The 20,413-nt window shown below is 69.9% G+C and carries 20 protein-coding genes; 11 read left to right on the plus strand and 9 right to left on the minus strand.

The annotated features are described in order from the left end of the window. Nucleotides 1-3: 3 nt before the first annotated feature. From ACTMTI_RS33950 to ACTMTI_RS33970, 5 genes are read right to left on the minus strand one after another with little or no spacing between them, the layout of a single operon-like run. Nucleotides 4-948, minus strand: coding sequence for an ABC transporter permease (locus tag ACTMTI_RS33950; RefSeq protein ID WP_441124744.1), 945 nt, complete (start codon nucleotides 946-948; stop codon nucleotides 4-6). Further along, on the minus strand, nucleotides 945-2,468 hold the full coding sequence (locus ACTMTI_RS33955) for an ABC transporter substrate-binding protein (RefSeq protein ID WP_441124745.1): 1,524 nt from the start codon (nucleotides 2,466-2,468) through the stop codon (nucleotides 945-947). Before ACTMTI_RS33955 ends, ACTMTI_RS33950 begins: the two co-directional genes overlap by 4 nt. A 42-nt stretch (nucleotides 2,469-2,510) precedes the next feature. Continuing rightward, entirely contained in the window at nucleotides 2,511-3,269 is a 759-nt protein-coding gene (locus ACTMTI_RS33960; RefSeq protein WP_441124746.1) for a sulfite exporter TauE/SafE family protein, read from the minus strand. A 59-nt stretch (nucleotides 3,270-3,328) separates the two neighbouring features. Continuing rightward, nucleotides 3,329-4,810, minus strand: a complete 1,482-nt coding sequence (locus ACTMTI_RS33965; RefSeq protein ID WP_441124747.1) for a long-chain-fatty-acid--CoA ligase — start codon at nucleotides 4,808-4,810, stop codon at nucleotides 3,329-3,331. Further along, the gene (locus ACTMTI_RS33970; RefSeq protein WP_441124748.1) at nucleotides 4,797-6,161 is read right to left on the minus strand and encodes a PucR family transcriptional regulator; all 1,365 of its coding nucleotides are present in this window, start codon (nucleotides 6,159-6,161) and stop codon (nucleotides 4,797-4,799) included. Before ACTMTI_RS33970 ends, ACTMTI_RS33965 begins: the two co-directional genes overlap by 14 nt. Before the next feature lie 178 nt (nucleotides 6,162-6,339). On the opposite strand from ACTMTI_RS33970, the gene ACTMTI_RS33975 reads away from it, so the two are divergent. Genes ACTMTI_RS33975 through ACTMTI_RS33995 form a run of 5 tightly spaced genes read left to right on the plus strand, consistent with a single transcriptional unit; the run spans nucleotide 6,340 to nucleotide 11,003 of the window. Next, on the plus strand, nucleotides 6,340-7,098 hold the full coding sequence (locus ACTMTI_RS33975; protein ID WP_441124749.1) for an ABC transporter ATP-binding protein: 759 nt from the start codon (nucleotides 6,340-6,342) through the stop codon (nucleotides 7,096-7,098). Then, on the plus strand, nucleotides 7,095-7,811 hold the full coding sequence (locus tag ACTMTI_RS33980; RefSeq protein WP_441124750.1) for an ABC transporter ATP-binding protein: 717 nt from the start codon (nucleotides 7,095-7,097) through the stop codon (nucleotides 7,809-7,811). Before ACTMTI_RS33975 ends, ACTMTI_RS33980 begins: the two co-directional genes overlap by 4 nt. Before the next feature lie 2 nt (nucleotides 7,812-7,813). After that, a complete protein-coding gene (locus ACTMTI_RS33985) occupies nucleotides 7,814-8,695 on the plus strand; it encodes a branched-chain amino acid ABC transporter permease (protein WP_441124751.1) in 882 nt (293 codons plus the stop codon). Beyond that, a complete protein-coding gene (locus ACTMTI_RS33990; RefSeq protein ID WP_441124752.1) occupies nucleotides 8,692-9,732 on the plus strand; it encodes a branched-chain amino acid ABC transporter permease in 1,041 nt (346 codons plus the stop codon). Before ACTMTI_RS33985 ends, ACTMTI_RS33990 begins: the two co-directional genes overlap by 4 nt. A 5-nt stretch (nucleotides 9,733-9,737) precedes the next feature. Further along, nucleotides 9,738-11,003, plus strand: a complete 1,266-nt coding sequence (locus tag ACTMTI_RS33995; RefSeq protein ID WP_441124753.1) for an ABC transporter substrate-binding protein — start codon at nucleotides 9,738-9,740, stop codon at nucleotides 11,001-11,003. A gap of 10 nt (nucleotides 11,004-11,013) precedes the next feature. On the opposite strand, the gene ACTMTI_RS34000 is transcribed toward ACTMTI_RS33995, so the two are convergent. Together ACTMTI_RS34000 and ACTMTI_RS34005 are read right to left on the minus strand one after the other, a co-directional pair. After that, nucleotides 11,014-12,225: an MFS transporter gene (locus tag ACTMTI_RS34000; RefSeq protein ID WP_441124754.1), complete on the minus strand. Its 1,212-nt coding sequence runs from the start codon at nucleotides 12,223-12,225 to the stop codon at nucleotides 11,014-11,016. A gap of 17 nt (nucleotides 12,226-12,242) precedes the next feature. Beyond that, nucleotides 12,243-13,202 carry an NAD-dependent epimerase/dehydratase family protein gene (locus tag ACTMTI_RS34005; protein ID WP_441124755.1) on the minus strand — a complete coding sequence of 320 codons (960 nt, stop codon included), beginning with the start codon at nucleotides 13,200-13,202 and terminating at the stop codon, nucleotides 12,243-12,245. 72 nt (nucleotides 13,203-13,274) lie between these two features. Between ACTMTI_RS34005 and ACTMTI_RS34010 the strand changes: the two genes are divergently transcribed. After that, entirely contained in the window at nucleotides 13,275-14,192 is a 918-nt protein-coding gene (locus ACTMTI_RS34010) for an AEC family transporter (RefSeq protein ID WP_441124756.1), read from the plus strand. A gap of 37 nt (nucleotides 14,193-14,229) precedes the next feature. Further along, the gene (locus tag ACTMTI_RS34015) at nucleotides 14,230-14,994 is read left to right on the plus strand and encodes a maleylpyruvate isomerase family mycothiol-dependent enzyme (protein WP_441124757.1); all 765 of its coding nucleotides are present in this window, start codon (nucleotides 14,230-14,232) and stop codon (nucleotides 14,992-14,994) included. Between the two features lie 137 nt (nucleotides 14,995-15,131). On the opposite strand, the gene ACTMTI_RS34020 is transcribed toward ACTMTI_RS34015, so the two are convergent. After that, nucleotides 15,132-15,341, minus strand: a complete 210-nt coding sequence (locus ACTMTI_RS34020) for a hypothetical protein (RefSeq protein ID WP_441124758.1) — start codon at nucleotides 15,339-15,341, stop codon at nucleotides 15,132-15,134. Nucleotides 15,342-15,663: 322 nt separating this feature from the next. Here ACTMTI_RS34020 and ACTMTI_RS34025 point away from each other — a divergent pair, with 322 nt between their 5' ends. From ACTMTI_RS34025 to ACTMTI_RS34040, 4 genes are all read left to right on the plus strand, one after another. Further along, nucleotides 15,664-15,921: a hypothetical protein gene (locus ACTMTI_RS34025; protein ID WP_441124759.1), complete on the plus strand. Its 258-nt coding sequence runs from the start codon at nucleotides 15,664-15,666 to the stop codon at nucleotides 15,919-15,921. A gap of 76 nt (nucleotides 15,922-15,997) precedes the next feature. Beyond that, entirely contained in the window at nucleotides 15,998-17,254 is a 1,257-nt protein-coding gene (locus tag ACTMTI_RS34030; protein WP_441124760.1) for a tyrosine-type recombinase/integrase, read from the plus strand. Beyond that, complete coding sequence (locus ACTMTI_RS34035) at nucleotides 17,251-17,589, plus strand: helix-turn-helix domain-containing protein (RefSeq protein ID WP_441124761.1); 339 nt, start codon at nucleotides 17,251-17,253, stop codon at nucleotides 17,587-17,589. The genes ACTMTI_RS34030 and ACTMTI_RS34035 overlap by 4 nt, the downstream gene beginning before the upstream one ends. 3 nt (nucleotides 17,590-17,592) lie before the next feature. Beyond that, entirely contained in the window at nucleotides 17,593-19,950 is a 2,358-nt protein-coding gene (locus tag ACTMTI_RS34040) for a hypothetical protein (protein WP_441124762.1), read from the plus strand. A 67-nt stretch (nucleotides 19,951-20,017) separates the two neighbouring features. Here ACTMTI_RS34040 and ACTMTI_RS34045 read toward each other — a convergent pair whose 3' ends face one another. After that, nucleotides 20,018-20,329 (minus strand): MerR family transcriptional regulator, encoded by a 312-nt coding sequence (locus ACTMTI_RS34045; RefSeq protein WP_441124763.1) that lies wholly within the window; start codon nucleotides 20,327-20,329, stop codon nucleotides 20,018-20,020. Nucleotides 20,330-20,413 lie beyond the last annotated feature (84 nt).

Here is a 20,413-nt window from a genome sequence, read left to right on the forward strand (position 1 = left end):
CCCTCACTTGAAAGCCCCTGGAGCCAGCCGGTACGCCGCCAGATCGGCGACCAGGTTGACCACCACCGTGGTCGTGGCGAACAGCACGCACAGCGCCTGGATCACCGGGAGGTCCCTGGCCGCGACGGAGTCGTTCAGCAGCGTGCCGAGCCCCGGGATCACGAACACCGACTCGACCACGATCACCCCGCCGAGCAGCCAGTCCGTGGTCCTGGCCAACTGCTGCACGCCGGGAAGCAGGGCGTTCGGCAGCGCGTGCGCGAGGCGTACCCGCCAGAGAGGGAGGCCGAGGCGGCGGGCGTGCGCCACGTACCCGGAGGCGAGCGCGTCGATCATGCCGGCCCGGACCAGGCGGCTGATCGAGCAGACCGGCCTGGCCAGCAGCACCACGAGCGGCAGCACCAGCAGCACGGGCTGCTGGAGCAGATTGGGCGGTGCGCCGACCGCCGTCGGCGGGAACCAGCCGAGCCGCACCGCGAACACCGCCACCAGCACCACGCCCAGCGCGAACTCCGGGATCGAGTAAAGCCCGACGGTCACCGTGGTCAGCGCCCGGTCGAGCAGGCCGCCCTCCCGCACCGCCGCCACCACACCCGCGGCCACCGAGATCGGCACGAGCAGGACCAGCGTGAGCCCGGCCAGCACCAGCGTCGGCGGCAGGCCGTCGGCGAGCACGCCGGACACCGGGCGCCCGGAGACCAGCGAGGCGCCGAGATCCCCGCGCGCCAGCCCGGCCAGCCATCCCGCCCACCGCTCGACCGCCGGCCGGTCCAGCTCCAGGGCGTGCCTGAGCTGGTTGATGCGTTCCTCGTCCGGGATGTCCCCGGCCAGCACCACGGCCGCGTCGCCGGGCAGCGCCTCCGTCAGCGCGAACACCAGCGTGGCCACCGCCACGACCTGCGCCGCGCCGAGCAGCAGCCGCCGCAGCGCGTAGCGGGCCAGGCTCAAGCCAGCCACACCTTGTCGAAGCGGGCCCAGTCGAGGGTGTTCGCGGGGGCGTTGGCCACCCCGCGCACCTTGGGCGAGGTCCCGAGCAGCCAGTCGGCGAAGCCCCAGATGAGGAAGCCGCCCTCGGCGTGCAGCGTGCGCTGCATACGCAGGTAGATCTCCTTGCGCTTGGCCTCGTCAGGGGTGGAGACAGCCTGGTCGTAGAGGGTGTCGAACTCGGGGCGGGCCCATTTGGTGGCGTTCGTGGTGGAGCCGGTGAGCAGGCGCTGCGAGATGTGCGTCTCGATCGGCATGGCGCCGGAGCGGTAGCAGCAGATGACGCCCTTGTTCACCACGTCGGCCCAGTAGGTGTCCTTGTTGCCGACCTTGGCGGTGACGTCGAGCCCGGCCTGCCTGGCCTGGTCGGCGAAGACGCTCGCCGCCTCCAGGAAGCCGCTGGCGGCCGCCGACGTGTCGAGTTGTACCTTCAGCCCTTTCGCCCCGGCCTTGTCGATCAGCCACTTCGCCTGCTCCAGGTCGGGGGTGCGCTGCGGGATGTCGGCCGCGTAGTACTGGTAGTCCTTGCCGAACAGGTCGTTGCCCACCTGCCCGGCGCCCGCGAGCACGCTGTCGATCAGCTGCCTGCGGTCGGCCAGCAGGAACATGGCCTGCCGCAGCTGGGGGTCGTTGAACGGCGGCCTGTCCACCTTCATCGCGAAGGCCTGCATGCCGCTGTTGGCCAACCGGGCGATCGCCATCCGGCCGCCGTCCTGGTGGGTGCGGGCGGTGGCCGGGGTGAGGTCGTGGGCGTACTCGGCCTGCCCGCCGAGCACGGCGTTCACCCGCGCCGACTCCTCGTTGGCGATCAGGTATTCGAGCTCGTCCAGGTACGGCGGCCCGTCCCAGTAATTCGGATTCCGCTTGAGCAGCAGCGAGCGGCCCGGCTGGAACGACACGAACGCGAACGGTCCGGACCCGACGGGCCGGCTGAACTCATCGGCGCCTTCGGGCACGATGTAGGCGCCGAAGGCCGCCAGCACGTTGGGAAACTCGGCGTAGGGCCGCTTCAGCGCGAACTCCACCGTGCGGTCGCCGACCGCGCGGCTGTTCTTCATGTCGATCAGGGCGAGGTTCGCCTTGGCGCGGAAGGTCCGTTTCTCGTCGGCGATGCGCGCGTAGCTGTGGAGCACGTCCGCCGCCCGTACCGGCCGGCCGTCGTGGAAGGCCGCCTCCCGCAGCGTGACCCGCCACGTGCTCAGCTTCTTGTCCGCCTCCCACCCGCTGGCCAGTCGCGGCACGATCGACACATCGGTCCCGTAGTCGGCGAGCTTGTCGAACATCGCCTTGGACCGCGACGCCTCCAGGAACAGGTTGGCCAGATGGGGGTCCAGGCTCTCCTGGGCGCCGCCGCCCGCGAACGCCGCCCGGAGCCGCCCGCCCCTCTTGGGCTGCGACGACACCGTGCCGGGGGCAGGCTGGGCGGCACATCCGGCGAGTAAAACGGCGGCGGAGGAGAGGAAGGCACGACGATCGAGGCGCATGGCCGATAATGGTAACGATTTTCATTTGTCGTGCAAAGCCCCCTAATCGATGAGGAGTTTGACGATGGCGGCCGCGCCGATGCAGACGATCACGCCGCGCAGGACCGCGGGCGGCAGCCTGCGCCCGACCCGGGCGCCGAGGAAGCCGCCCGCCATCGAGCCCAGCGCCACCAGCAGCACCGCGAGCCAGTCGACGTCGGCCACCAGCGCGTACAGCACGGCGGCCACCGTGTTCACCAGGAGCACGAGCACGTTCTTCGCCGCGTTGAGCCGCTGCAGGTCGTCGTTGAGGAGGATGCCCATCAGGCCGATGAGCAGGATGCCCTGCCCGGCGCCGAAGTAGCCGCCGTACGTGCCGGCCGCCAGCGTGCCGAGCCACAGCCACAGGCCGCCGTGGGCGCCGGAGCTCGGCCCCGGCCGCATGGCCAGCATCCGGCTGATCGCAGGCTGGGCCACGACCAGCGCGCACGACAGCGCGATCAGCAGGATGACGATCGTGCTGAAGGTGCTCTCGGGCAGGTTGAGCAGGAGCAGGCAGCCGGCGACCGAGCCCACCACGGAGGCCGGGGCCAGCCGGAGCAGGCGCCCACGCTGGCCCTTCAGCTCCGCGCGGTAGCCCATGACCCCGGTCAGCCCGCCGGGGACCAGGCCGATGTTGTTGGAGACGTTGGCGGTGATCGGCGGCAGGCCGATGGCCAGCAGCGTGGGGAACGTGATCAGCGAGCCGGACCCGACGACGGTGTTGATGGCCCCGCCCGCCGCGCCGGCCGCCAGCACCGCGGCCATCTCCCAAGGTGTCATGCCGGGAGACTCTAGAGCATGTCTTACTAGCTAAGACAAACGGTCTCACCAAACGAGATTCACCGAGAAGCGGCCGGGCGGTCGAGCGCGCGTTTGAGAATCTTCCCAGTGTGGCTCATCGGCAGTTCGTCCACGAACGAAATGTGCCGGGGGTACTTGTACGCGGCCACCCGCTCCCGTACGAAATCCCGCAGCTGCCCACCGGTCACCGGTGCGCGCACGGCCACCACGGCCTCGATCTCCTCGCCCAGCTCCGGATGCGGCACGCCGAGCACGGCCGCCTGCCGGACCGCCGGGTGCTCGTACAGAACCTCCTCGACCTCGCGCGGGTAGACGGTGTAGCCGGCTCGGATGATCACATCGCGGCGGCGGTCCACCAGGAAGAAGAAGCCGTCCTCGTCGAGCCGGCCGAGATCGCCGGTGTGGAACCAGCCGTCGCGGATGGCCTCAGCCGTGGCCGCCGGGTCGTTCCAGTAGCCCTTCATCACGTTGGGGCCGCGTACCACGATCTCGCCGATCTCACCGCGCGGCGCCTCGTGGCCGGCGTCGTCGATGACCTTCATCTCCACGCCTCTGATCGGCCAGCCGATCGAGCCCGGCCGGCGGCCGAGGCCGGCTCGGTTCGTGGCGGCCACCGGGGAGGTCTCGCTGAGGCCGTACCCCTCGATGATCTGGCAGCCGAAGCGGGTCTCGTACGCCCGCAGCACGTCCAGCGGCAGCGCCGCGCCGCCCGAGGCGCACACGCGCAGCATCGACATGTCGGAGGCGCCCGGGTGGTCCAGCAGCGCGATGTACATCGTCGGCACGCCCTGGAACACCGTCACCCCGTCGCGCCTGATCACCTCCAGCGCCCGCCCCGACTCGAACCGCCGCAGCAGCGTCAGCCGCGCGCCCGCGTGCACGGTGGCGTTGAGCGAGCACGTCTGCCCGTAGGTATGGTGCAGCGGCAGCGCGCCGAGCACCACGTCGTCCACGCCGAGCGCGTGCATGCGGGCCACCGTGGCGGCGTTGCCGCCCAGGTTCGCGTGGGTCAGCTCGATGCCCTTGGGGCGGCCGGTCGTCCCGGACGTGTAGTGGATGACCGCGGTGTCGCCCGCCCCCATGGCGGCGATCTCGTGCTGGGCGGGCACGCCGCGCAGCAGCCGGCGGAACTCCTCGGGGACGACGAAGAAGCAGTCCGCCTTGGTGCCCGCGGAGCCCGCCTCGGCGGCCTCCGCGAACGCGTGCCAGGCGATCAGCAGCCGCGCCCCGCAGTCCCCCAGGTAAGCGGCGATCTCGCGCCTCTTCAGCAGCGGGTCGAGCGGGACCACCACGGCCCCGATCCGCAGCACCCCGTAGTAGACGACGCCGAACTCCGGCACGTTCGGCAGCATGATCGCGACCCGGTCGCCGGCGCCGATCCCGCGGCACCGCAGCAGCCCCGCGAGGCGGGCGCTCAGCTCGTCGAGCGCGCCATAGGTGAGCTCCGCCTCGTCCAGCGTGAGAACCGCTCTGCCACCGAGCCGCCCGGCGGCGGTGTGGAGCCGGTCAGCGAGGTTCATGGGAAGACCGTACGTCGGCTCTCCCACGCCCCTCATTGGTCGCGGTGCCCAGTCTTTCCCGCCCGGCATTGGTCGTCGGCAGAGCGTCCTGCAACGCGATGGCGACCAGCAGTTCGACGAGGTCGTTGATCGAGCGCAGGCTTCGCCCGGTGCGCTCCTGGATCCGGCGCAGCCGGTATTGGGCGGTGTTGGGGTGAATCTGCAGCCGCTCGGCCGCGGCCCGCAGGTTGAGGTCGGCGGCGGCGAACGCCCTGATCGTCGCGGTGAGCACACCGCCGCGCGCCCGGTCCTCGGACAGCAGCGCGGTGATGCGCGGGTCCACCAGGTGGCGGGCGGTGTCGTCGGCCTTCAGCGCCAGATACTGGAACGGCGTGAGCCGCGGCAGCGCCGCCACGCCGCCCTCCTCGGGCACGAAGTCCAGCACGGTCCTGGCCTCCTGGTACGCCTGCGGGAGCTGCGCCGTCCCGGCCGCCACCGTGCTGATGCCCATCGCCAGCCTGATCCCCTCGGCGGCCAGGCTCTCCAGCACCCTCTGCAGCCGGTCGCACAGCTCCTCGGGCTCGGCGCCCGGGCCGAGCACGGGGATCGCCACGATCTCCGACCGGCGCACGACCGACAGCGTGCGCGTGCCGTTGCCGCCGGTCCTGGCGATCGCCGCGCAGGCCGCGTGGCGGGCCTCGGCGCCCCGGTCGGGCTCCGCCGTCGAAGGCGGGTCGACCAGCACCGCGATCACCACGAGCAGCGGCGTGCGCGCGTCCGGCGCCAGGCCGTGCGCCTGCGCGGCGGCGAGCTCCCTGCCGCGCGTCGGCGTGCCTCCGGACAGCAGCGTTTCCAGCAGGTCCCGGCTCTCGCGGACCGTCTCCGCGGCGGCGTACTGCTGGAACTCCATGTACGCGTTCGCCGCCTGCGTGCTGGCGAAGTCGCAGTAACGCATCTGGCGCACCGCCAGCGACAGCGCCGCCTCCCGCCCGGCGGGCGTGTGCCCGGCCCGCGCGACCAGCGACTCCCAGAAGACCCGCTGGCCCACCCGATAGGCGTTGATGTAGTCGGCCAGCGCCACCCCGGCCCTGGCCCGGCGCATCGCGGCCCGCCGGATGAACGCGATGTCCTGCGAGGTCACCTCGCGCTCCTCCAGCAGCACGGCCAGCTTGGCGCGATAGTGCCGGACCACCTGGTCCCGCACGTCGGCGAGGAAGTCCGGCCCTTGGGCCGCGTACGCGGGGATCTCCTCGCGCAGCGCCGCCACCGCGGCGTCGGCCAGTGCCTGGACGTCGCCGAGCAGCTCGGAGAGGATGCGTGCGCGCTGAACACGGACCGCTTTGAGCGTTTCCGTGCTGGAACCACCTGACATGTCGGGATGATCCATGCCCATTGCCGGGCGGTCAACGGGTCGTAACCGGTCCGAGACCCAGGCTGTGCTCAGCGGACAACTTGCCTGAAACATCTTGGGTCACCGTGCCCAATGCGGCCGTTGAGGAGCGAATCCTACGCTGAGCCCACGTTCAGAACATTGTTCTCCAGGAGGCCGGATGCTGGAGGTACACGATCTTACCGTTCGCTTCGGCGGCATCACGGCGCTGGACGGCGTGGGCTTCGCGGTGGCGCGCGGCGAGATGGTGGGGCTCATCGGGCCGAACGGTGCCGGCAAGACCACCCTGTTCAACTGCCTGACCCGGCGGTACGAGGCCGGCTCGGGGACGATCACGTATGAGGGCAGGGACCTGACGACAGTGGCCCCGTACGGGATCGCGGGGCTCGGCATCGCGCGCACGTTCCAGAACCTCGGCCTGTTCCCGCGCCTGTCCGTGCGCGACAACGTCCTGGTCGGCGCGCATCACCGGGGCCGCGCCGGCTTCCTCACCGCGGCGCTGCGGCTGCCCGGCGTGCGGCGCGAGGAGCGCGCGTTACGTGCCGACACCGACGCCGTCCTGGAACGGCTCGGCCTGACCGGCGTGGCCGATCACCCGGCGACCGGGCTGCCGTTCGGGACCCTGAAAAGGGTCGAGCTGGCCCGCGCCCTCCTCTCCAGGCCCCGGCTGCTGCTCCTGGACGAGCCCGTGAACGGGCTGAACGCGGCCGAGGTGGAGGAGTTCGCGGACACGCTGCGGGCGATCAAGGAGGCGTACGACCTGACGGTGATCGTGGTCGAGCACCACATGGGCTTCGTCATGGGGATCTGCGAGCGGATCGTCTGCCTGGACTTCGGCCGCAAGATCGCCGAGGGCCCGCCGGCCGAGGTGCAACGCGATCCCGGCGTCATCGAGGCGTACCTGGGGACTTCGGTATGAGCACGCTGGTGGTGGAAGACCTGGTGGCCGGGTACGGCGACGCCCGCGTGCTGCACGGCGTGCGGCTGAGCGTGGGCCAGGGGGAGATCTGCGCGATCCTCGGGCCCAACGGCGCGGGCAAGACCACGCTGCTGCGTGCCCTGTCCGGCATGGTCAAGGCGCGCGGTGCCATCCGGCTCGGCGAGACGAGCCTGACCGGGCGCTCGCCCGACGCGATCGCCAGGCTGGGCGTCGCCCACGTGCCCGAGGGGCGCGGCACGTTCATGCCGCTGACCGTCGAGGAGAACCTGCGGCTCGGCGCGTACGTCCGGCGCGGCAAGAGCGACGTGGACGCCGACCTCGACCGCATCCACACCTACTTCCCGGTCCTCAAGACCCGGCTCAAGCAGGCCGCGGGCAGCCTCAGCGGCGGCGAGCAGCAGATGCTGGCCATCGGCCGGGCCCTCATGCTGCGGCCCCGGGTGCTCCTGCTCGACGAGCCGTCGCTGGGCCTGGCCCCGCTGGTCACCCGGGAGCTGTTCCGCATCGTCCAGGCCATCAACGAAGAGGAGCGGACCACCGTGGTCGTCGTCGAGCAGAACGCCCATCTCGCCCTCGGCATCGCCCAGCAGGCGCACGTCCTGGAGACCGGGCGGATCGTCCTGTCCGGCACGGCGGCGCAGATCAGGGCGGACGAGCAGGTCGCGCAGTCCTACCTCGGATACCGGGTGTAGGCATGGCCGGATTCCTGCAGCAGGTCGTCGAGGGGCTCGGCGCGGGCGCCATCTACGCCAGCATGGCGCTGGCGCTGGTGCTGATCTACCGGTTCACCGGGATCGTGAACTTCGCCCAGGGCGAGCTGGCCATGTTCGCCACGTACATCGCCTGGCAGTTCACCGCCGCCGGGCTGCCGTTCTGGCTGGCCCTGGCGCTGACACTGGTCGTGTCGTTCGCGGGCGGGATGCTCATCGAACGCGTGATCATCCGCCCCGTCGAGGGCGCGCCCGAGCTGACGCTGGTGATCGTCACCGTGGGGCTGTTCATCTTCGTCAACGCCGCCGCCGGATGGATCTGGACTTTTTTGATCAAGGACTTCCCGAACCCGTTCCCCCAGGGCGCGCTGGAGGCAGGCGGGATCAGCATGAGCTTCTCGACGCTCGGCGTGCTCGGCGTGGTGGCGCTGGTGATGGGGCTGCTGTACCTGCTCTTCCAGCACACCAAGATCGGGCTGGGGATGCGGGCGGTGGCGACCAACCCGGAGTCGGCGCGGCTGGTCGGCATCCGGGTCGGCTGGACGCTCGCTCTCGGCTGGGGCCTCGCGGCCACCGTGGGCGCGGTGTCCGGGGTACTGGTGGCGCCGCTGCTGTTCCTGGAGCCCAACATGATGGGCGGCGTCCTCATCTACGCCTTCGCCGCGGCGACGCTCGGCGGCTTCGACAGCCCGGCGGGGGCGGTCGTGGGCGGCGTGATCGTCGGTGTGGCGGAGACGCTCGCCGGGGCCTATGTCGGTTTCATCGGCTCCGATCTCAAAGTGGGCGTGCCGCTGGTGATCATCCTCGGCGTCCTGCTGTTCCGGCCGCGCGGGCTGTTCGGGCGAGCGGTGGTGGAGCGGGCATGAGCAGCGGTTCCACGGAAGCGGACGCGACCCGGCGAGCGCCGGACGCGCCCCCCGCACCCGCATCCATGATGGCCTCCATCAGGACGCTGCCCGCAGCGCGCCGGCGGTGGGCAGCGGCGGCGGTGCTCCTGGCGGCGGCCTGCTACGCCCCGTTCCAGCTCGTCCCCTTCCACGTCTTCCAGCTCACCATGGTGCTGGTCTACGCGGTCGCGCTGCTCGGGCTGAACCTGCTCGTCGGGCACGCCGGCCAGATCTCGCTCGGCCATGGCGCCTTCTTCGCCGTGGGCGCGTACGCGACCGCCATCCTCCTCGACCGCTGGGCGCTCCCGTACCCTCTGACGTTGCCGATCGCGGCGGCGGTCGCGTTCGTGCTCGGGCTGGCGCTCGGGGTGCCGGCCATGCGGCTGCGCGGCCTGTACCTGGCGCTCGTGACGCTGGCCATCGCGATCTTCCTGGTGCCGCTGCTCAAGCGGTTCGAGGAGGTGACCGGCGGCTCGATGGGGCTGACGCTGGTCAAGCCCGCGCCGCCCGCCTGGAGCGGCCTGGCCGAGGACCAGTGGCTGTATTTCCTCGCCCTGGCCGTCGCGGTCGTCGCGTTCCTGCTGGCCGGCAGCCTGCTGCGGTCGCGCGTGGGCCGGGCGCTGCACGCCGTGCGGGACGACGAGACGGCGGCCGAGGTCATGGGCGTGCGGCTGTCGGCCTACAAGACGCTCGCGTTCGCCTGGAGCGCGATGTTCGCCGGGGCGGCCGGTTGCGTCTACACGTGGGTGATCGGGTTCGTGTCGCCGGACTCGTTCACCGTCAACCTGTCGATCACGCTGCTGGCGGGCCTGGTCGTGGGCGGGCTCGGCACGATGGCGGGGCCGGTGCTCGGCGGGCTGTTCGTGATGTTCGTGCCCAGCATCTCGCAGGAGATCAACGACGCCGCGCCCGGCGTCATCTTCGGCCTGCTGATCATCGCGGTGATGTACGTGGCCCCGACGGGCCTCGCCGGGCTGGCCGGACGCCTGATCAGGAAAATTCCCCGGAAGGAGTAAGAGGGATGCGTGTATCTGCGATCGGCTGTACGGCGCTGCTCGTGCTCGCCGTCGCCGCCTGCGGGGGACGGGACAGCGGCGGTACCGGAACGACCGCGTCGGGCCAGTGCCAGGGGCAGCAGACGACCGGCATCACCGACAAGAGCATCAAGCTCGGCGGCATCTACCCGCTGTCCGGGCCCGCCTCCGCCTACGGGGACATCCCCAAGGGCATCAAGGCCTACTTCGACTACGTCAACGCCGAGAAGGGCGGCATCGGCGGGCGCAAGGTCGAGTTCGTCGTGCGCGACGACGGTTACCAGCCGCCCAAGGCCGTCGAGGAGGCCCGCAGGCTGGTCGAGCAGGAGCAGGTCTTCGCGCTGTTCCAGACGCTCGGCACGCCCTCGACCACCGCGACCTGGGACTACGTCAACCAGCGCAAGGTGCCGCAGCTCTTCGTCGCCACCGGCGCCTCCAAGTGGGGCACCGACACCGCGCACCCGTGGACCATCGGCTGGCAGCCCAACTACGTCTCCGAGGCCCGCGTCTACGCTCAATACCTCAAGCAGGAGAAGCCCGAGGCCAAGGTCGCCGTCCTCTACCAGAACGACGACTTCGGCAAGGACCTGTTCGGCGGCTTCAAACGAGCGATCGAAGGCACCAAGATCACTATCGTCGCCGAGCAGAGCTACGAGGTGACCGACCCCAGCATCGATCCCCAGATGCGCAACCTCGCCGAGTCGAAGGCGGAGGTGTTCCTCGACATCACCACGCCGAAGTTCGGCTCGCAGGCGCTGGCCGCCGACGCCAAGAACACGAGCTGGAATCCGCTGCACATCGTCAACAACGTCGCCTCCTCGATCACCGTGCTCAAGCCGGTCGGCTTCGAGAACGTCCAGGGCATCGTGTCGAGCTCGTACTACAAGGACCCCAACGACCCGATGTGGCAGAGCGACCCGGAGATGACGCTGTACAAGCAGAAGATGCAGCAGTACGCGCCCGGTGCCGACCCGAACATCCCCTACCACACCTTCGGCTGGGCGGTCGCCAACAGCTTCCACAAGGCCATGGAGGCGGCCAAGTGCCCGACCCGTGAGGGCCTGCGCGATTCGGTGCGCAACCTGCAGAACGTCAAGATCGACATGCTGCTGCCCGGGGTGACGCTCAACACGGCGCAGGGTGACGGCTTCCCAATCGAGTCGATGCAGCTCATGACGTTCAAGGGGGAGCGGTGGGAGCTGTTCGGCGACGTGATCGACACGCGCAAGGAGTTCGGCCCGCTGACGGGCTGAACGGGCAGCGCTAGGGGGCCGCGATGGCGTCGGCCCTGGCGGGACGGGCGGCGGGTGACACCCACGCCAGCGCCAGGGCGGTCGCCGTCGCCGCGAGCGCGGCGAGGACCGGGACCACCGGCGAGACCTCGTACAGGACGGTGGCCAGCATGGGGCCCGCGATGAAGGTGGCTCCGATGACGGCGTTGACCAGCCCGGAGATCGAGCTCTGTTCCTCCGGGCCGACGATCAGGCTGGGCGCCGCGACGAAGCCCGGCATCGCGAGCCCGAGCCCCACCCCCAGCACGCCGAAAGCCACTGTGATCAGCCAAAGGCTGTCCGCGGCGGCGAGGAGGCCGAACGCGGCCACCGCGATCGGGGCGCCGACGCGGATCAGCCGCAACGCCCGCCACCCGAGCGCCGGCACCAGCACGCCCTGCACGCCGACCAGCGCCACCCCCGCCACGGAGAGCGCGAGGCCCACCCCTCCCGCGGTGGCCTGCGAGTCCAGGCGGAGCCGGTCGGCGATCAAGAAGCCGAGGATCACCTGGACCAGTCCCAGCGACAGGAACAGGCAGAACCCGATCGCGAACAGCGGCCACAGCCGCGCGTCCCACGGCCGGATCCGAGGGCCGCGCGGACCGGCGGGCGGCCGCGCGGGTTCGCCGCGCACGGTCGCCAGCACCCAGATCGCGAGCACCGCGCAGATGGCCGGGGCCAGGTAGAGGGGGAGCAGCAGTGACGCCACGGCCAGCGCGCCGCCCCCGGCCGGCCCGACGACCAGGGAGAGCCCCTGCGCCGCGCCGACGAGCCCGGTGGCCCTGGTCCTGTCGGCCTCGCCAGTCGTGGCCAGGCCCGCCACGGTCAGCGCCGCGACCGGCAGTGCGGCCACCCCGATGCCGAAGACGAGACTCCGGGTGACCAGCATCAAGGCCAACGTGACGGGCGTGGGCAGCACCCCGTCCAGCCCGAGTGTGACGGCCACGGCGAACCCGGCCAGCCCGGCGGCCGAGAGCCCGAGCCCGAGCGCCAGCACCGTGCGTAACCGCATCCGGCGCATGGCCAGCCCCCACAGCGGGCTGGCCGCGGTCAGGCAGGCCGCCGAGACGGTGATCACCAGCCCGAGCTGCGTCTCCGTCAGCGCCAGCTCTCGCGAGAGCGGCGCCAGCACCGGCGTGAGGAGCTGCTGGGCGGAGAAGACAGCGAGGATCGTGACAAGCAGTGGAGCCATGGTCTTGCGCACGCCGCCTCCATGGTGGGCTACTCGTTGTAGGCGATCGTCCCCGCTTCGACCAGCCAGCCGACGGCCTCGGAGATGGCCTCGAGCGGGGTGTACCGCGGGCGGTGCCCGAGCAGCCGCGCCGCCTTCTCCATGCTGCAGTGCGGGCTGTACATGATGTGGTCGTACGTGGTGCGGGCGGTTTCCTCCGACACCGTGGCCCGCCACTGCTCCCACGGCAGGTACGTCAGCCGCGCCTCCCGCCCGAACCACCCGGCCACCGCCTCGGCGTACCCGCGCAGCGTCAGCGCGGACGTGGCCACGGAGTGAAAGCTCTCGCCCACCGCCGCGGACCGGCCGGCCATCGCGTCCATGAACAGCCGCGCCACGTCGTCGGCGTGCACGTGCTGCACGGTCTCCATGCCGAAGTTCGGCAGCGCCACCTCGGCCCCGTCGGCGAGCGCCTGGTACACGGCGGGATCGAAGTTGCCCGCCGGGTTGACCGGCACCCAGCCAGGCCCGGTGATGTGCCCGGGATGAATGATCGTGGCGGGGAAACCGTCCCGATGGGCCCGATCGAGCAGGTACGCCTCGATGGCGGCCTTGCGCCGCCCGTAGTCGCCGAGGGGCCGCTTCGGCTGGTCCTCGGTGGTGGGCACCCGCGCGCTGGGCCCGTGCGTCCAGATCGTCCCGCAGTGCAGGAACTGCCGGACCCGCCCGGTCAGCGCCTCGGCGAGGTGCCTGGCACTGGACTCATGGAAGCAGATGAGGTCGATGACGACGTCGGCCTCCAGCTCCACGATGCGCTGCCCGAACGTCCCGTCGGCGTCCTCCGCGTCGCGGTCGGCGGTGATGGTGGTGACCCGCTGCCACGCCCCGTGCGGGGTGTAGGGCTCCCGCTTGCCCCGGCTCACCGCGACCACGTCATGACCTGCGTCGACCAGCCGCGGAACGAGGTATGTGCCGATATGGCCGCTGGCACCGATCACCACTACACGCATGGATGCCAGCGTAAACCGTACGAGGCGAACCCGATACGCTGCTGAACGTCCGATTCCGGAGGTCGGTTCAGCGTGTCGGGGGTTGTCGCGGCGTTCGCCGCACTGGTGTCCGTTGCCGTGCTCGGTTACGTCGTCGGTGTCGGTGGGCTCTTACGGGCCAGCGACGAGCTGGTCCTGTCCCGGCTGGCGTTCTTCGTCGCGACGCCGGCGCTGATGTTCGCCACCGTCTCGCGGGCCGACCTGCACACGCTGCTCTCGCCGGTGCTGCTCACGGAGGTCGTGGCAGTGGTGTGCGTACAGCTGGCGTACGTATTGGCGGCCAAGCTGATCTGGCGCCGGGACCGCCGCGAGGCCACGATCGGCGCGCTCGCCTCGTCGTACGTCAACGCCGGCAACCTCGGTGTCCCCATCTCCATCTACGTGCTCGGCAACGGCGCCTTGGTCGCCCCGATCCTGCTCTTCCAGCTGATCGTCCTCACCCCGGTCTCCTTCCTCATCCTCGACAAAGGCGCCCGATCGATCCGCTCGGCCCTCCTCCTCCCGCTCCGCAACCCCTTGACGGTGGCCTCCCTCCTGGGCCTGGCCTGCGCCCTGACCGGCTTCTCCCTCCCCGTCATGGTCATGCGCCCGATCGAGCTGCTCGGCGGCGCCGCCGTGCCGGTCGCCCTGCTGGCGTACGGACTCAGCTTGTATGGCTCCCAGCGCACGCCCCTGGAGGAGAAAGGCGCCGCCGGGGAAGTCGCCCTCGTGGTCGCACTCAAGTCCTTCGTCCAGCCCGCGATCGCGTACGTGACCGCCCGCTTCGCCCTGGGACTGGACGGCAGCGCGCTGCTGGCCGCCACCCTGTTCGCCGCCCTGCCGACGGCGCAGAACATCTACGTGTACGCGGTGAACTACGACACGGGCCGGCGCCTGGCCCGCAGCGCCGTCCTGCTCACCACGGTCCTGTCCATCCCGATCATGACGGGGATCGGCGCAGTCCTGGGTTGAGGCGGATGTGTCGGTGGCCTCTGCTCAAATGTTCGGCATGGAGTACTCCCGATTCCTCGACTGCCTCGCAGCCGACTTCGCCCGTCTGCGGGCCGTCGTGCCGGCCGGCCTCGCCGCGGCGGTGCCGAGCTGTCCCGGCTGGACCGTCGCCGACCTGACCCACCACGTCGGCGAGGTCTTCCTGCACAAGGCCCTGGCCATGCGCGAGGGCGCCGAGCCCGATCCGTGGCCGCCGAAGGAGCTCGCGGACGAGGACCCGCTCGCGCTGCTCGACCGGGCCTACGCCGGGCTGCTCGCCGAGTTCGCCGCCCGCAAGCCGGAGGATCCGGCCGGCTCCTGGTACACCCCGGACCAGACCGTCGGCTTCTGGATCCGGCGGATGGCGCAGGAGACGGTCATTCACAGAATCGACGCCGAGCTCGGCACCGGTCAGCCGGTCGCGCCGGTCCCGGACGACCTCGCCGTCGACGGCATCGATGAGCTCCTCAAGGTCTTCGTGGCCTACAGCGTCGCCGAGTGGGGCGACTACTTCACCGACATCCTGGCCGGCTCGCCGGGCCGGACGTACACCGTGCGGACCGGCGGCGCGGCATGGCGCGTGCGGACCGGCCCCGGGCTGTTCGCCGTTGAGGACGGCGCCGGCGACGACGCGGCCGACGTGACCGTGAGCGGCCCGCCGACGGCCGTGCTGCGCTGGGTGTGGAATCGGGAGGGCGCCGGCGAGCTGAGCGGCGTGAAGGTCGAGGGCGACCGGGAGGCCCTCGAAGAGTTGCGCCGCTGCATCGTCACAGCGACCCAGTGAGTCCGGCCGGCCGTGCACCGTGCTCGACGAACGCCGCGCTCGCATCACCCGCGACTGACCTCCCGGACGACCTGATCGAGCGTGTCCAGCCACACATGATGCCTACGTGACTGATCGGAAGGCGGAAACGGCCGGCTTCATGCCGCGCCAGGCAGTCTCCTTGCCGGCGACGGCTGCTCGCGGCGGCGTTCCTGCTCCAGGTGTTGGAAGAGCTGGGCCAGAGTGACGCCGCAGCGTACGTTGGAGAGCCCGCTGTGGGCAGGCACCAGAACGGTCCGGAACGCGATGTAGCCGCCTCCAGCACCTTCCACGATCTCCCAGCCGGGGAACTTCCTCGTCGTTGTCACGCCGCCCGCCGGTCACGTTCGCGATCAAGGTAGACGGGGCGATTGCTGCCGTGTGGGGCTGCGGCGGCGCTCATCAGCTCCAACAGTTCGTCCGGATGCTCAGCCTCGACCCAGATCCCGGGCTCAGCGCAAGGACCCTGATAGAAGGCAACGAGACGGCGTTTGCTGAGGGAGTACATCAGCCACCAGTCAGGTGGGCGAGCCTGAAGCTCCTCGACAAATGCCTGTCCCGTACGGTCGGCGGCAACGTCGTTTTCATTCCTCGTGAACGTCCTCTCCGCATGGGTCGGTGCCGGTCGGGGATGGCGCAGGCGGGGCGTTCGTGGCAGGAACGCTCGGCCCGCCCCGGATGGTGCGGTACGGCGGGGAAGTCGCCACCGGGCCGCCCGCACACGGCGTGGTGACCTTCTACGGCATCACGTGGGATCCCCAGTACGCGGGCAAGCCGGTCACGCGCGAAAGCTGGACGGCCATCCCGGATGGCAGGCGTCGTGTGATCCGGGAATGGGAGGAAGCGTCGCGTCGCGTCACTGAAGGCAGTTTCAAGGACGTGAGTCTCATCGGCCGAGCGTGGCACTGATTAGTGGATGACGTGCAGGTTCCCGGAGGGCCTTCGAGAGCGGTAAAGGTGCTCGTCAGCAGGTCAGGGGCGTACGGTGCCCCCATTTCGCGATCTCCAGGAATTTGCGAGTAACTCAGAGAAGTTCGCTAGAACTGCGCTAATCTCCGTGATTGTGTCATATTCCGAAGGTCGCACCCTCACCCTTGTGCCGCCGCCACGCGCCGCGGAAGAAGGATCAGGTCCGATCGAGACCGGTTTGGCCGATGTCGTCACTCTTCAACGGCGCCGCCAAGCCCGGATGTCCGCCCAGGACGAGGAGAGCTTCTTCGTCGATGCGCTCACCGAGTACCAGTGGGCCCGGGACTCGGCCGGATTGGCCCCGTCGACGATCGACCAGATGATCAAGCCGGTCATCGAGGTCTGCGACTTCTACGGCACCGTGCCGTGGCATCTGACTCCGCGCGAGGTCGATAAGTACTTCGCCGGCCCGGGGAAGCGCGCACACCACACGCACCGGCAGAAGCTCAACCACATCGACGGGTTCTTCGCGTTCCTCGAGCAGCGCTACGCCCACGAGATCATGATGCGGTTCGGGGCGACGGTGGAGTCACCGGTCGACCCGTTCAACAGGCCCGTGCACCGCGGTGACTTCGGGCTGAGGATCCCGCCCTCGCAGACGGCGATGAAGGAGTTCTTCGCACGCTGGCGGGAGCAGTTGCCGTACGCCCGGAAGTACGCGGTGGCGTGCCGCGACTACGTCATGACGAAGATCGGATACATCTCCGGTGTCCGGGCTGCCGAACTGTGCCCGGTGACGATCGGTGACGTCCACTGGGAACACGGCCAGTGGGGCCGGTTCGTCGTCCAGGGCAAGGGCGCTCGCGGGTCGGGGCCGCGGCCCCGCGAGGCGTATATGTTCCGCGAGGGACGTGAGTTGCTCTGGTGGTATATCGAGGAAGTGCGGGGGGAGTTCGGCGACGATGCCGATCACCCGTCGGCGCCCCTGTGGCCGTCCGAGCGCAAACCGAAGGCGGTAGCGGCGCTCAACCTGCCGATCGCGCCGGCGATCACAGCGTCGACGTTCCGCCGCCAGCTCCACGCGGCGGCCGCGAACTACTTGACCGGCCCGGTCACGGACCTCTTCCCGCACCTTCTTCGGCACGCCTGCGCAACTCACAACTACGAGCGCGGCATGACGTTGTGGGAGGTTCAGCGCATTCTGGGCCACCACTGGGCCACCACGACTCTTCGGTATATGGCGACTGCACAAGCCGACCCCGAGCATGCCAATGTTGCTGCGAGTTCGCGGGCGGCCCAGCGCCTGGTGATGGACAAAGGGAACCTTCGGTGAAGTGGAATCTGAGGATGGTGGCCGCTCAGCGGGACCTGTGGCGTCCCACCGAGCTGCTGGAGGCGTTCAAGACGGTTGGGTTCACGCCGTCGCTGAGCAAGGTCGCCGCGATGTGGAGCGGCACACCGGTTACGGTGCGGCTCGACGACCTGGACAAGATCTGCGCGGTGCTGAATTGCACGGTCGGCGATCTGCTCCAGGCCGAGCCGCTGGAGGCCGCTGCGGGAGAGAGCGAGGCGCTACCGAAGGCCGTGGGCGCTGAGGGCACTGGCGGGGGTCCCGTGCGGCCGACGCCCCGTCCACAGGGCAGCCGTCGTTCACTGCCGCCGAACTGACGGATGACGGCAAGATCTCATCCCGCCCAGTGCTCGGACTGCAAGGGCTGGGGCATGCTCGGGGTGGCGGTATGCCAGGGGTGCGCGGAGTGGCGGAGGAAGCATCCTGGGCAGGGTGTGTGCCTGCGCTGCCGCCACACGGGATACCTCAACTCCGATGCTCTGTGCCGGGCATGCCTGCACGCGGTCCGGCTCGATGCCGACGTCGAGTGGGTCACCGACCCTGATGGCGCCGGTCCGCGGAGCCGCCAGCTGATGCTCCTCTACTACGGCCTCGCTCCCACTCACGCCCAGCCCTTGAAGAAGTACGGCAGGCGCACTGGCCGCACCGGCGTCGATCAGCGCGAGCGGCTGCACTGGGTGGAACAGATACGCGCGACCGCGGCCCCGACACGCGACGACCCCGCGGTCCTCCCGCCCGCCGTCCCGGGGCAGATGCCGCTGTTCCCCGTCCGCCGGATGCTGTCCATCGACGTCTGCCGGCGCATTCTGCAGAGGCCGCTCACCGGCTATGCCGAAGTCGTGGAGCACACGGCGGCGTTCGCGGCGGAGACCGGCATCGGCAAGCCCATGCAGCGCAAGGTGCACGAGATGCTGCGCCTCGCGCTTGCCGTGCGCGACGCCGACGGCGACGACCTCGTCGATGAACTGGTCCTCGACGACATCCCCAACTACGTCCGGTCCGTCCGGGCGGTGCTTCTGCGTGCGGGGATGCTCAGGGTCTGGGAGGAGCCCCGGGAACCTCACCGCCCCCAGCGGCCCCGGAAGCCGCAGCCCGTGCGCCGTCCCCGTTCGAGCCGCACGATGACTCCGAGGTCCTGCCAGCAGTGTGGCTGCTGGTTCACAGCGAAACTGAAGGCAATCTGCGAGCCCTGCTCCTCCCTCGGCTACCGGCAGAGAGAGAAGATCGCGGTATCCACGGAAGCGTGCGAGCGCTGCCATCGTGTCGACCTGCCGCTCGCTGACGGGTACTGCCGCGGGTGCCGCTGGCACATGGCTGACCACGGCCAAGGGAGTGTCGCCCGGTTCGGAACGCAATTGTGGTTCGGCTCTCCGGTCCCAGCGCCGATGAGCATGCGCGGCCCGGAAGTTCCCCGGCCCGCCCAGCTCGGTCCTGTCTCCGAGCACCTGGCCGCACCCGGGCAGGAGCGGCTGTTCGAGATCCGGCGGGACTGGCGCCCGGTGGCCGAGTTGGAGCACCAGGACCTGCCGGCACTGACGGAATCGGCCCAGCGGCTGCTCGCCGACCTCGACAGCGTGATGAAGCAGGAGATGTGGTCCAAGGCTCCCACTACCAAGACCAGGCGCACTTTGACCATCCTGGTGTCCTGGCTCGGCGCCGACGCCCCGCTGCTGGAGTCCGACATCCGAGCCCTCGTGGACAACCGTCCGCTGAAGTTCAGCGGGCGACGGGTCACGCAGTTCCTTGAAGCCCGAGGTCTGCTGGTCCCGGATCCCGAATTCCGCCGTGACACGCACCAGGTGAGATTGGAGGAGGAGCTCGTCGCGCTGCCCGTGACGATCGCGCAGGAAGTGGCCGTCTGGATCAAAGTCGTACGAGGTGAGGGCAAGTGGGAGCACGCTGGCCGCTCTTATCGGAGCATCTTCCGCTACTTCCATGTCCTCAAGCCGATCCTTGAGGGATGGGTGAGGGACGGTGTCGAGAGCCTCCGCGAGATCGGCCGCGACGACGTGAAGACGGCGATCGCCAGCCGCAAGGGGACGCCCGCCCGATCGATCCACATCGTCCTGCGGAACGTCTTCCGGGCACTGCGGCAGGAGCGGGTGATCTTCCGGGATCCCACCCGTGGCCTCATCTTCGCCGGGATCAACAAGAACCCTCCCTCCGTGCCCTCGGACAGACTGGCGGGTGTCCTCAGCCACGCGCAGAGCGCCCTCCAGCGCTTCGTGATGGTGCTGGTCTGCGTCCATGCGCTCAACGGCACTGACCTCCGCCGTCTGCTGCTCACGGACCTTGACCTGTCCCGCGAGCGGCTCGTCGTAAGGCGCCATGCAAAGCGGCACATCATCTACCTGGACGAACTCACCTACCGCTGCGCTTCCGACTGGATCCAAGAGCGCCACCGCCGGTGGCCGGTCACCAGCAACCCTCATCTGCTCATCAATCGATGGACCGCAGTCGACACCGCCCACTCGATCATCGGCATGGACACCCTCGCGAAGACCTTCCGCCTGACGGGCTTCACGATGCAGACGCTGCGTCAGGACCGGATCCGCGACGAGGCCTTCGAGGTCGACGACCCGCTTCACCTGATGCGCTTGTTCGGCATCAGCGCCCAGACCGCGATGCGGTACATCACCGCCGCCCACCCCGAGCGCACCGCGAAACTGCCACGATAGCCACTGCGGGGATCCAAGCCCACCGAGCCTAGCGAGAACCGCACGGCGACCATGTGGGATGGGGGTATCACTCTAAGTGTGGAATGATCACTCTGGGCAGATGGGCTTCAGATAGATCATCCACTACTTCGGGGGCCGTGACGTGGGCGCAGGGGGAGGCGCCGGCATCGCGCAGAACGAACACGGAACGGATCTCGGCCAGACTCAGGCCCGCGCCCTGGGCGTCGCGGATGAACGCCAGCCGCTTCACGGTCTGCTGCGGATAGTCGCGATAGCCGCCCGCGGTACGCGGAGGGGCAGGAAGCAGCCCGGCCTGCTCGTAGAAGCGGACCGTCTTCGTCTTCACTCCGCTGGCGGCGGCAAGGTCACCGATGCGCATGCCTTCAGGCTAGTGTCATGCGCCTGAAATTCGTCGGCAATATTTAGCGAGGGATTCGAGGATCTCTTCGGCGGTCTTGGTCCA

Source organism: Nonomuraea sp. H19, from assembly GCF_052068215.1.
Lineage (GTDB): Bacteria > Actinomycetota > Actinomycetes > Streptosporangiales > Streptosporangiaceae > Nonomuraea.

Coding starts and splice junctions, on each gene's coding strand:
- ACTMTI_RS34015 (WP_441124757.1), top strand. CDS start 14,230: ATGGAGTACTCCCGATTCCTCGACTGCCTCGCAGCCGACTTCGCCCGT.
- ACTMTI_RS33965 (WP_441124747.1), bottom strand. CDS start 4,810: ATGAACCTCGCTGACCGGCTCCACACCGCCGCCGGGCGGCTCGGTGGC.
- ACTMTI_RS34045 (WP_441124763.1), bottom strand. CDS start 20,329: ATGCGCATCGGTGACCTTGCCGCCGCCAGCGGAGTGAAGACGAAGACG.
- ACTMTI_RS33980 (WP_441124750.1), top strand. CDS start 7,095: ATGAGCACGCTGGTGGTGGAAGACCTGGTGGCCGGGTACGGCGACGCC.
- ACTMTI_RS33955 (WP_441124745.1), bottom strand. CDS start 2,468: ATGCGCCTCGATCGTCGTGCCTTCCTCTCCTCCGCCGCCGTTTTACTC.
- ACTMTI_RS34005 (WP_441124755.1), bottom strand. CDS start 13,202: ATGCGTGTAGTGGTGATCGGTGCCAGCGGCCATATCGGCACATACCTC.
- ACTMTI_RS34040 (WP_441124762.1), top strand. CDS start 17,593: ATGACGGCAAGATCTCATCCCGCCCAGTGCTCGGACTGCAAGGGCTGG.
- ACTMTI_RS33970 (WP_441124748.1), bottom strand. CDS start 6,161: ATGTCAGGTGGTTCCAGCACGGAAACGCTCAAAGCGGTCCGTGTTCAG.
- ACTMTI_RS33995 (WP_441124753.1), top strand. CDS start 9,738: ATGCGTGTATCTGCGATCGGCTGTACGGCGCTGCTCGTGCTCGCCGTC.
- ACTMTI_RS33990 (WP_441124752.1), top strand. CDS start 8,692: ATGAGCAGCGGTTCCACGGAAGCGGACGCGACCCGGCGAGCGCCGGAC.
- ACTMTI_RS33960 (WP_441124746.1), bottom strand. CDS start 3,269: ATGACACCTTGGGAGATGGCCGCGGTGCTGGCGGCCGGCGCGGCGGGC.
- ACTMTI_RS33975 (WP_441124749.1), top strand. CDS start 6,340: ATGCTGGAGGTACACGATCTTACCGTTCGCTTCGGCGGCATCACGGCG.
- ACTMTI_RS33985 (WP_441124751.1), top strand. CDS start 7,814: ATGGCCGGATTCCTGCAGCAGGTCGTCGAGGGGCTCGGCGCGGGCGCC.